The sequence below is a fragment of the Planococcus wigleyi genome, assembly GCF_014836985.1.
GTDB lineage: Bacteria > Bacillota > Bacilli > Bacillales_A > Planococcaceae > Planococcus > Planococcus notacanthi.
This window is the reverse complement of sequence record NZ_JACSPU010000008.1, coordinates 78,898-88,861: the sequence shown is the minus strand read 5'-3', so window position 1 is coordinate 88,861 and position 9,964 is coordinate 78,898. Positions and strand designations below refer to the sequence as shown.

Annotated in this window: 10 protein-coding genes, 1 rRNA gene and 1 riboswitch; all 11 genes read left to right on the top strand. The window is 46.7% G+C overall.

What is annotated here, in order from left to right; translation table 11 throughout:
- Positions 1 to 79: ribosomal RNA gene (gene rrf / locus H9630_RS17810) — 5S ribosomal RNA — on the top strand; the annotation flags it as partial.
- Positions 80 to 734: 655 nt separating this feature from the next.
- On the top strand, positions 735 to 1,256 hold the full coding sequence (locus H9630_RS17805) for a DUF2179 domain-containing protein (RefSeq protein ID WP_191716842.1): 522 nt from the start codon (positions 735 to 737) through the stop codon (positions 1,254 to 1,256).
- Positions 1,253 to 1,441, top strand: a complete 189-nt coding sequence (locus tag H9630_RS17800) for an NETI motif-containing protein (RefSeq protein WP_191716837.1) — start codon at positions 1,253 to 1,255, stop codon at positions 1,439 to 1,441. Before H9630_RS17805 ends, H9630_RS17800 begins: the two co-directional genes overlap by 4 nt.
- Before the next feature lie 85 nt (positions 1,442 to 1,526).
- Positions 1,527 to 1,627, top strand: a riboswitch (purine riboswitch).
- Positions 1,628 to 1,764: 137 nt separating this feature from the next.
- Entirely contained in the window at positions 1,765 to 2,253 is a 489-nt protein-coding gene (gene purE / locus H9630_RS17795; RefSeq protein WP_191716836.1) for a 5-(carboxyamino)imidazole ribonucleotide mutase, read from the top strand.
- On the top strand, positions 2,250 to 3,374 hold the full coding sequence (gene purK, locus H9630_RS17790; protein ID WP_191716835.1) for a 5-(carboxyamino)imidazole ribonucleotide synthase: 1,125 nt from the start codon (positions 2,250 to 2,252) through the stop codon (positions 3,372 to 3,374). Before purE ends, purK begins: the two co-directional genes overlap by 4 nt.
- A 16-nt stretch (positions 3,375 to 3,390) precedes the next feature.
- The gene (purB, locus tag H9630_RS17785) at positions 3,391 to 4,686 is read left to right on the top strand and encodes an adenylosuccinate lyase (protein ID WP_191716834.1); all 1,296 of its coding nucleotides are present in this window, start codon (positions 3,391 to 3,393) and stop codon (positions 4,684 to 4,686) included.
- A gap of 16 nt (positions 4,687 to 4,702) precedes the next feature.
- A complete protein-coding gene (purC, locus tag H9630_RS17780) occupies positions 4,703 to 5,419 on the top strand; it encodes a phosphoribosylaminoimidazolesuccinocarboxamide synthase (protein ID WP_191716833.1) in 717 nt (238 codons plus the stop codon).
- Positions 5,416 to 5,670 (top strand): phosphoribosylformylglycinamidine synthase subunit PurS, encoded by a 255-nt coding sequence (gene purS, locus H9630_RS17775; RefSeq protein WP_191716832.1) that lies wholly within the window; start codon positions 5,416 to 5,418, stop codon positions 5,668 to 5,670. The genes purC and purS overlap by 4 nt, the downstream gene beginning before the upstream one ends.
- Positions 5,667 to 6,350 (top strand): phosphoribosylformylglycinamidine synthase subunit PurQ, encoded by a 684-nt coding sequence (gene purQ, locus H9630_RS17770; RefSeq protein ID WP_191716831.1) that lies wholly within the window; start codon positions 5,667 to 5,669, stop codon positions 6,348 to 6,350. The genes purS and purQ overlap by 4 nt, the downstream gene beginning before the upstream one ends.
- Complete coding sequence (purL, locus tag H9630_RS17765) at positions 6,334 to 8,559, top strand: phosphoribosylformylglycinamidine synthase subunit PurL (RefSeq protein WP_191716830.1); 2,226 nt, start codon at positions 6,334 to 6,336, stop codon at positions 8,557 to 8,559. The genes purQ and purL overlap by 17 nt, the downstream gene beginning before the upstream one ends.
- A complete protein-coding gene (gene purF / locus H9630_RS17760) occupies positions 8,535 to 9,956 on the top strand; it encodes an amidophosphoribosyltransferase (protein ID WP_191716829.1) in 1,422 nt (473 codons plus the stop codon). The genes purL and purF overlap by 25 nt, the downstream gene beginning before the upstream one ends.
- Positions 9,957 to 9,964 lie beyond the last annotated feature (8 nt).

Sequence of the window (9,964 nt, the reverse complement as noted above, 5' to 3'; positions counted from 1 at the left end):
TCCCGAACACGGAAGTTAAGCTCTTTTGCGCTGATGGTAGTTGGGGGTCTCCCCCTGTGAGAGTAAGACGTCGCTGGGCACATGAATGAAAGTCGTTACCGATTCCGGTAACGGCTTTTTTCGTGGTTCTGTACTAAATATTAAGGTGTTATAGCAAAAAAACACGCAATCTCCAATTTCTCATCGACATGAGACAGACACTTAGTTACCATCGCTATCTAGCAACTACTTAGGCAACGTGTTCAGACGGGCATGTGGATTGAAGAAAACTTACAACTCCTGATTCCAAATGAGCAAAAAGAATTCTTGAGGATGTATTTAGAACCTATTCTCCGTCACTGAAATGGGGAGGGCTCTTTACCTCAGACCAACGCTTGATGGAAAAAAACTTTGGTTAACAAACTATTCAGGGTTTCATTAATCTTTCTATTCATCGAATACAACTAAAACATACTTCCCATGTTTCTCATACTGTATATCTGTAATCTTATAAATAGCATCCAAAAACAAGAAGCGGCTTACTTCATCTCGCTTAGGAAATAGGATACAGGATGTATAACACTGAAATTTTCTCACTATGTACCCAAAGAAGGCGACGAAATGCCAGCTTCCTTTATACAGCAGGACTTCTCCGTCTTTTCTCTCTTGCATTCTGCCGTTTTTTCCCCTAAGATGAACAGTAATTATTGTTGAAAAGTGAAAGGGTGTAGAAATTGGATGTAAATCCGTGGTTAATGGTGTTAATCATTTTTTCGATCAATATCGTATACGTAACTTTTTTTACGGTGCGGATGATTATGACTTTAAAAGGTTATCGCTATTTGGCTGCCGTCGTCAGTATGGTGGAAGTTGTTATTTATATAGTAGGTCTCGGGTTGGTTCTTGATAATCTGGACCAGATTCAAAACCTGATTGCCTATGCTTTAGGCTACGGGTCCGGCGTAATTATCGGTTCCAAAATTGAAGAAAAAATGGCTCTTGGCTATATTACTGTAAACGTCATCACGAGTGAGGCAGGTGAATACCTGCCGAACCAACTTCGAGAAAAAGGGTATGGTGTAACAGATTGGAATGCGAATGGCCGTGACGGTGGCCGACAGTCGATGCAAATTTTGACACCTCGCAAAATGGAACTCAAATTGTATAAAGCCATACAGGAAATTGATCCAAAGGCGTTTATCATTGCCTATGAGGCGAAGACGATCCATGGTGGATTTTGGGTGAAAACAGTGAAAAGGGGCAATTTGTATAAATGAGCAAGAATACAGTATGGTTTGAAGTTGAAGAAAATGAATCCATCTCAGATTGTTTGGATCGCATGCGAGAAAAAGGGTATGCGGCTGTAGGGCGGAAAGAAGAGCCGTTGTTCGAGGAAATAAACGGTCAACCCGTGCCAATACGGCAAATCGTTAAATTTAAAGGAAGTAAACTGAGCGAATAACATTTTAGATCTAATAAACACGAACGATTTGATAACCGTATAAATAATTGTTCGACTTTATTATTGACGTACTTTCATGGAGTTGTTATGATAAAAGAGGATACCCCATATATGCAGAAGAATTGGCTTCTGCGTCTCTACCAGGACACCGTAAATGTCCGGACTATGCGGGAAAGCAACTTAGTGGATCGTTAAGCGAAGGAGAGGTCTCTCTATGTCCTCATCCATAAATCGTTTCATGTACAGTCCTTAAGTAAACTGCTTTTCACGTTATGTGAGCAGTTTACTTGAGGGCTTTTTATTTTTTAAAGGAGAGTGTTTCAATGAATCCGCGAATTGGCGTCATTATGGGAAGTACGAGTGATTGGGAAACAATGAAGCATACGTGTGATGTGTTGGATGAACTGGGTGTGGCCTATGAAAAGAAAGTGGTTTCCGCACACCGTACACCGGATTTGATGTTCAGCTATGCTGAACAAGCTCGGGGGCGTGGGCTTCACGTCATCATTGCAGGGGCAGGAGGGGCTGCGCATTTGCCAGGTATGGTAGCAGCAAAGACTACATTGCCGGTTATCGGCGTACCCGTTCAATCCAAAGCATTAAACGGCTTGGATTCCTTGTTATCCATAGTCCAGATGCCAGGCGGTGTGCCAGTGGCTACGGTAGCTATCGGCAAAGCGGGTGCTGTCAATGCCGGGTTGCTGGCAGCTCAAATAATAGGCACGGCTGATGAAGCAGTGGCACAAGCGCTGCAGGACCGGCGTGACCGGACAGCTGCTGCTGTGATGGAAAGTTCAGGTGACTTGATATGAAGAAAACGATTTTGCCAGGACAGACAATCGGCATTATCGGCGGTGGCCAATTGGGACGGATGATGGCACTGGCAGCAAAAGAAGCCGGATTTAAAATTGCGGTTCTTGATCCCGGAATGGATTCTCCAACCGGCCAAGTGGCTGACATTCAAATCATTGCGCCTTTTGATGACCAACAGGCTTTAGAGGAATTGGCTGAAGTCAGCGATGTCATTACGTATGAATTCGAGAACATCGATGCAGAAGGATTAACGAAGCTTTCAGAAATTGCTTACGTACCCCAAGGAGCCGAATTGATTCGAGTGACGCAGAACCGGATTTTGGAGAAACAGGCCATTTCTGAAGCGGGCGTGACTGTAGCGGATTACATTACAGCTTCAACATTTCAGGAATTGAAGGAGAAGAGCAGTCAGCTGTCATTTCCTTTTGTTGTAAAGACGGCACGTGGCGGTTACGACGGCAAAGGACAGCAGACGGTTTCTTCTCATGACGAGATGGATCTGGCTGAAGCTTTATTCGATAACGGTGAATGTGTAGCAGAAGCATTCGTTGAATTCACGAAAGAGATTTCAGTGATCATCCAACGGAATGTGCATGGAGAAACGGCGATTTTGCCGATCGGTGAAAATATCCACAAAGATCATATCCTCCATCAGACCATTGTTCCAGCACGTATTGATAAAGAGACGGTCAATTTGGCAAAGCAGGCAGCTGAGAAAATCGCGGCTCAGCTGAACATGGTCGGTACTTTGGCGGTTGAAATGTTCGTTTTGGAAAACGGCGGCATCATTGTCAATGAGCTGGCACCGCGTCCCCATAACTCTGGGCATTATTCAATCGAAGCGACGAACATCTCGCAATTCCATCAGCATGTCCGTGCAGTTTGCGGATGGCCGCTGCGGCAGCCCATTTTATGGTCTGAGGCGGTGATGGTCAATATATTGGGTGAACATGTTGCGCCGCTCACTTCAAAAATCGCACAATTCCCGAATTGGTCGGTTCATTTGTACGGAAAAGATGAAGCGAAGCAGAAACGGAAGATGGGACATGTTACGATATTAACGGAAGACTTAAAGGCGACTTTAAGTGAAATAGAGACATCCGGCATTTGGCCGGAATAATTGGAGGAACTTTAAAATGATCGCACGCTACACAAGACCTGAAATGGGCGCAATTTGGACGGATGAAAACAAATACAATGCATGGCTGGAAGTAGAAATTCTGGCATGTGAAGCTTGGGCTGAAATCGGTGATATTCCGAAAGAAGATGTAGCGAAAATCCGCAAAGACGCTTCTTTCTCAGTAGACCGTATTCTGGAAATTGAAGAAGAAACCCGCCACGATGTGGTTGCTTTTACAAGAGCAGTATCTGAAACGCTTGGCGAAGAACGCAAATGGGTTCATTACGGATTGACGTCAACAGATGTTGTGGATACAGCTTTGTCATATTTATTGAAACAGGCGAACGTCATTATCCGCAAAGACTTGACAAACTTCATCGAAATTCTCGCAAATAAAGCAAAAGAACACAAAATGACAGTCATGATGGGCCGCACACACGGTGTCCATGCAGAACCGACGACGTTTGGTTTGAAGCTGGCATTATGGCATGAGGAAATGAAACGCAACCTGGAACGGTTTGAGGCTGCTGCTGCTTCTATTGAAACCGGCAAGATGTCCGGAGCAGTTGGAACTTACGCCAATATCGATCCATTTGTTGAAGCGTATGTCTGCAAAGAGTTAGGCCTTGCGGCATCACCGATTTCAACACAAACTTTGCAACGCGATCGCCATGCACAGTATTTGAGCGTTCTTGCTTTGATCGGTTCATCGATCGAAAAATTCGCTACGGAAATCCGCGGCCTTCAGAAATCAGAAACGCGTGAAGTAGAGGAATTCTTTGCTAAAGGCCAAAAAGGTTCATCGGCAATGCCTCACAAACGCAACCCGATCGGATCTGAAAACATGACAGGGCTTGCTCGTCTAATCCGTGGCTATATGCTGACAGCTTACGAAAACGTCTCTTTATGGCACGAGCGGGACATTTCGCATTCATCTGCAGAGCGGGTGATTTTGCCGGATGCGACGATTGCATTGAACTACATGCTGAACCGTTTCGGAAACATCGTCAAAAACTTGACGGTATTCCCTGAAAACATGAAACGCAATATGGATTCAACGCTCGGGTTGATTTATTCGCAGCGTGTCCTATTGGCTTTAATCGATAAAGGGATGGCTCGCGAAGCGGCTTATGATACTGTTCAGCCATGTGCAATGGAAGCCTGGGAAAACCAGACGCATTTCCGCAAAATCGTGGAAGCAAACGACACCATTACAGCTAAATTGTCTAAAGAGGAATTGGATGATTGCTTCGATTACAACCATCACCTGCAGCAAGTGGACATGATCTTCAATCGACTTGGACTAAACTAAACGGGGGCTTCTAAAAATGGAAAAAGGTCAGCTATTGTACGAAGGAAAAGCAAAACGCTTATATGCAACGGATGAACAGGGAATTTTGTGGGTGGAATATAAAGATTCAGCAACGGCTTTCAACGGTGAAAAGAAAGAGGAGATCGCCGGCAAAGGCATTTTGAACAATAAAATCACGTCACTGATTTTCACGAAATTGCAGGAAGCGGGCATTGCTTCTCATTTTGTTAAGCAATTGTCTGACCATGAACAATTGGTGCAGCAAGTCAGCATCATTCCATTGGAAGTGGTGGTCCGCAACATCACAGCCGGCAGCATGGCCAAACGCCTTGGAATTGAAGAAGGCGTCGCCATCAGCCGCCCGGTCGTAGAATTTTACCTGAAAGATGATGACTTAGGCGATCCGCTGATTACGGACGAGCATGTCGACATGCTGAACTTGGCGACTGCAGAAGAAGTGGCTGAGCTTAAGGAGAAAGCACGGAAAATCAACGAAGTGTTGATCGGTTTCTTCAAAGAAATCGGTGTGGATCTGGTCGATTTCAAAATTGAATTTGGCCGTGATACAGCGGGCAACATTCTATTGGCAGATGAAATCTCGCCGGATACGTGCCGCCTTTGGGATATGGAAACGAAACAAAAATTGGATAAAGATGTATTCCGCCGCAATCTGGGGAATTTGACTGAAGCGTACGAACTCATTTTAACTCGTCTAGGAGGACAACATTCATGAAAAAAGTAAAAGTATACGTAACACTGCGCGAAAGCGTTTTGGACCCGCAAGGTTCTGCAGTTATGGGCTCTCTTCATAAAATGGGCTATGGTGAAGTGGAAGACGTACGGATCGGCAAATACCTGGAACTGGTCATCGGAGACAGCGAACGGGATGTGGATGCCCTAGTCAATGAATTGTGCCATCGTTTATTAGCCAACACGGTGATTGAAGATTATCGATTTGAAATTGAGGAGGTTGTCTCGCAATGAAATTCGCAGTGATTGTTTTCCCTGGTTCCAATTGTGATTTGGATATGTACCACGCGGTGAAGGATGAATTGGGTGAAGAAGCGGAATACGTATGGCATGACTCAAAAGATTTGAGCAGCTACGATGGCATTTTGCTGCCAGGCGGATTCTCATACGGCGATTACTTGCGTTGCGGCGCCATCGCTCAATTCTCGGGTGTTATGGATGAAGTGAGAAAAGCGGCAGAAGCAGGAAAACCGGTTCTGGGAATCTGCAATGGCTTCCAAATCTTGACGGAAGCAGGCCTGTTGCCTGGCGTCTTATTGCGCAACAAAAACCTGAAATTCATGTGTCGTACGGTCGGATTGAAAGTTGAGAACAATAATACTTTGTTCACAAACGAATACGAGCAGGGACAGGAAATCCAAATTCCAATCGCACACGGAGAAGGCAATTATTTCTGCGACGATGCGACTTATAACCACCTCAAAGAAAACAATCAAATCGTCTTTAGCTATGCAGATGATTTTAACGGCAGCCGCAATAACATCGCGGGCATCATCAATGAACGTGGAAACGTTCTCGGCATGATGCCGCATCCGGAACGCGCCGTATCCGATTTGATCGGCGGCACAGATGGATTGGCTTTATTCAGATCAATTGTAAAACAGTGGAGGGAAGCAAATGTCAGTCATGCTTGAACCAAATGCAGCTCAGATAAAGGAACAGAAAGTTTATCAGCAAATGGGCTTGTCGGATGCGGAATTCGCCATGGTCGAAGAAATCCTGGGAAGACTGCCGAACTACACGGAAACCGGGTTGTTCTCGGTCATGTGGTCTGAACATTGTTCTTATAAAAACTCGAAACCGGTTTTGGCGAAATTCCCGACTAAAGGAGAACGTGTCCTGCAAGGGCCAGGAGAAGGAGCAGGGATTGTGGACATCGGCGACGGGCAAGCAGTCGTCTTCAAAATGGAATCCCATAACCATCCTTCTGCCATCGAACCTTATCAAGGGGCTGCTACTGGCGTCGGCGGAATTATCCGCGATGTCTTCTCCATGGGTGCACGGCCGATTGCGTTGCTGAATTCACTGCGTTTTGGTGAATTGACAACTCCACGAGTGAAATATTTGTTTGAAGAAGTGGTTGCCGGAATTGCAGGTTACGGAAACTGCATCGGCATCCCGACTGTCGGCGGCGAAGTCCAGTTTGATGATTCGTATGACGGCAATCCGCTGGTCAACGCGATGTGTGTCGGTTTGATCAATCACGAAGATATCCAAAAAGGCATTGCTAAAGGCACTGGCAACCCGGTGATGTACGTTGGCGCTAAAACAGGGCGTGACGGTATCCACGGAGCCACTTTTGCTTCTGAGGAGCTGACAGACGGCTCTGACAAGAACCGACCGGCTGTACAGGTGGGAGATCCATTTATGGAGAAGCTCTTACTGGAAGCCTGCCTGGAATTGATCAAGTCGGATGCATTGATCGGCATTCAGGATATGGGGGCAGCTGGATTGACTTCATCTTCAGCTGAAATGGCTTCTAAAGCCGGATCCGGCATCGAGATGGACCTGGACCATATTCCACAGCGTGAAACTGGTATGACCGCTTACGAAATGATGCTTTCTGAATCACAGGAGCGTATGCTCATTGTCGTAAAAGCAGGCCGCGAGCCTGAAATTGTCGAGTTGTTCGAGAAATATGGCCTGGATGCAGTCACTGTCGGCACCGTGACAGATGATTCCACACTTCGTCTGAAGCACAAAGGGGAAATCGTCGCAGAAGTACCGGTTGATGCTCTTGCAGAAGACGCACCGGTTTACCACAAGCCATCAGCAGTACCAGCTTATTTTACTGAATTCCAACAGTTGGACAATGCAGAACCGAAAATCACAGATTACAATGAAACCTTGACGGCGCTATTGAAACAGCCGACCATCGCTTCAAAAGAATGGGTCTACGATCAATACGATCATCAAGTACGCACAAGTACAGTGGTCAGCCCGGGATCGGACGCGGCAGTGGTCCGTGTCCGCGGCACCAATAAAGGCCTTGCCATGACAACGGATTGCAACTCCCGCTATATCTATTTGGATCCGGAAACCGGAGGGAAAATCGCTGTGGCGGAAGCGGCGCGCAATGTGGTCGTTTCGGGTGCAAAACCTCTTGCCATCACCGATTGCCTGAACTTCGGAAACCCGGAGAAACCAGAGATTTTCTGGCAGCTTGAAAAAGCGGCAGACGGTATGTCTGAAGCCTGTACAATCCTGGATTCTCCAGTTATCGGCGGAAACGTCTCGTTGTATAATGAAACCAATGGCACTGCCATTTACCCGACGCCGACCATCGGCATGGTGGGCCTTGTTGAAGACCTTTCGCACGTAACGACACAAGATGCGAAAAAAGCAGGCGACTTGGTCTATTTGATCGGGGAAAGCTTTACGGAATTCGGTGGCAGTGAGCTGCAAAAAATGGTCGAAGGACGTATTTTCGGCAAAGCACCGGTTATCGATTTGGCAGTGGAAGCAAAACGCCAACAGGAAATCCTGTCAGCTATCCAGCAGGGGCTTGTTGCTTCGGCACATGATGTTGCAGAAGGCGGCGTTGCCGTTGCATTAGCCGAAAAAACTTTCGGCAACGGATTGGGAATGGATGTTACCTTGTCAGGTTCAGCGACAACAGCTTTATTCAGCGAATCGCAATCACGTTTTGTGGTGACGGTCAGCCCTGAAAAAGCAGCACAATTTGAAGAGATGGTATCAGATGCCAAGAAAATCGGCCAAGTCACGGGAGACAACTTAGTCATCAACGGCGAAGATGGCACGGCTTGGATCAATGGTTCAGTCGCTGCACTTCGCTCAGCTTGGAAAGGAGCTATCCCATGCTTGCTGAAATCAGAAGCTTAAATGAAGAATGTGGCGTCTTTGGAATATGGGGCCACCCAAATGCGACTCAATTGACCTATTACGGATTGCATGCACTGCAGCATCGCGGCCAGGAAGGTGCTGGAATTGTGTCGACGGACGGGGAGGGGCTTCGTCCATTAAAAGGTGAAGGCATGGTCAGTGAAGTCTTTACGCCTGAAAAGATTGAAAAGATTGCAGGGCATGGCGCGATTGGCCATGTACGGTATGCAACAGCAGGGGGCAGCGGCATTGAAAATGTGCAGCCCCTGCTCTTTAATTCAACGACCGGCAGTTTGGCAATTTCCCATAATGGCAACTTGGTCAATGCCACGCAGCTGAAAGGCCACCTGGAACGCCAAGGAAGCATTTTTCAAACAACTTCCGACACGGAAGTGCTGGCTCATTTAATCAAACGAAGCGGTTATGCAACGTTTGAAGAAAAAGCGAAAAATGCCTTGTCCTTATTGAAAGGTGCCTTTGCCTGCGTTATTTTGACGGAAGAAGCGATGTATATTGCTTTGGATCCGAACGGACTGCGCCCTTTATCTCTTGGAAGACTTGGAGATGCCTGGGTGACGGCATCGGAAACTTGTGCTTTTGATATAGTCGGAGCGGAATTTGTTCGTTCGGTTGAACCTGGTGAGTTTTTGATCATCACAAAAGACGGCCTGCGCGCAGAACGCTTTGCATATCCGGAAGAACGGGCAATCTGTACGATGGAATACGTATATTTCTCACGTCCTGATTCGGATATCGACGGCATCAACGTCCATACCGCAAGAAAGCGCCTCGGCGTTCAATTGGCGAAGGAAGTGCAGATTGAAGCGGATGTCGTGACGGGTGTTCCGGATTCCAGTATTTCGGCAGCCATCGGCTATTCGGAACAAAGCGGCATTCCCTATGAATTGGGATTGATCAAAAACCGTTATGTGGGGCGCACATTTATCCAGCCTTCGCAGGACTTGCGTGAACAAGGCGTGAAAATGAAATTATCGCCTGTCCGCCAAGTAGTGAAAGGCAAACGCGTCATTATGGTGGATGATTCAATCGTCCGCGGCACGACTTCACGGCGCATCGTCAACTTGCTGAAAGAAGCAGGCGCCACGGAAGTACACGTTGTCATCAGTTCACCGCCCATCAAGAATCCATGTTTTTACGGCATTGATATCAGCACGGCAGGCGAATTGATTGCCGCCAACAATACGGTAGAAGAAATGCGTGAAATTATCGGAGCGGATTCACTGACATTCCTGTCGGTGGATGGCATGGTCCAAAACATCGGGCGAACAGATCCCGGTTCGAAATGCGGACACTGCCTCGCTTGTTTTACAGGGGAATACCCAACCAATATTTATCCGGATACAGTGTTGCCGCATGAAAAAGAAAAAGTGAAATAAGGGGGAAC

Excerpts from the sequence above, each read along its gene's own strand:
- H9630_RS17805 (WP_191716842.1), top strand. The coding sequence starts at position 735 with ATGGTGTTAATCATTTTTTCGATCAATATCGTATACGTAACTTTTTTT.
- H9630_RS17800 (WP_191716837.1), top strand. The coding sequence starts at position 1,253 with ATGAGCAAGAATACAGTATGGTTTGAAGTTGAAGAAAATGAATCCATC.
- purE (WP_191716836.1), top strand. The coding sequence starts at position 1,765 with ATGAATCCGCGAATTGGCGTCATTATGGGAAGTACGAGTGATTGGGAA.
- purK (WP_191716835.1), top strand. The coding sequence starts at position 2,250 with ATGAAGAAAACGATTTTGCCAGGACAGACAATCGGCATTATCGGCGGT.
- purB (WP_191716834.1), top strand. The coding sequence starts at position 3,391 with ATGATCGCACGCTACACAAGACCTGAAATGGGCGCAATTTGGACGGAT.
- purC (WP_191716833.1), top strand. The coding sequence starts at position 4,703 with ATGGAAAAAGGTCAGCTATTGTACGAAGGAAAAGCAAAACGCTTATAT.
- purS (WP_191716832.1), top strand. The coding sequence starts at position 5,416 with ATGAAAAAAGTAAAAGTATACGTAACACTGCGCGAAAGCGTTTTGGAC.
- purQ (WP_191716831.1), top strand. The coding sequence starts at position 5,667 with ATGAAATTCGCAGTGATTGTTTTCCCTGGTTCCAATTGTGATTTGGAT.
- purL (WP_191716830.1), top strand. The coding sequence starts at position 6,334 with ATGTCAGTCATGCTTGAACCAAATGCAGCTCAGATAAAGGAACAGAAA.
- purF (WP_191716829.1), top strand. The coding sequence starts at position 8,535 with ATGCTTGCTGAAATCAGAAGCTTAAATGAAGAATGTGGCGTCTTTGGA.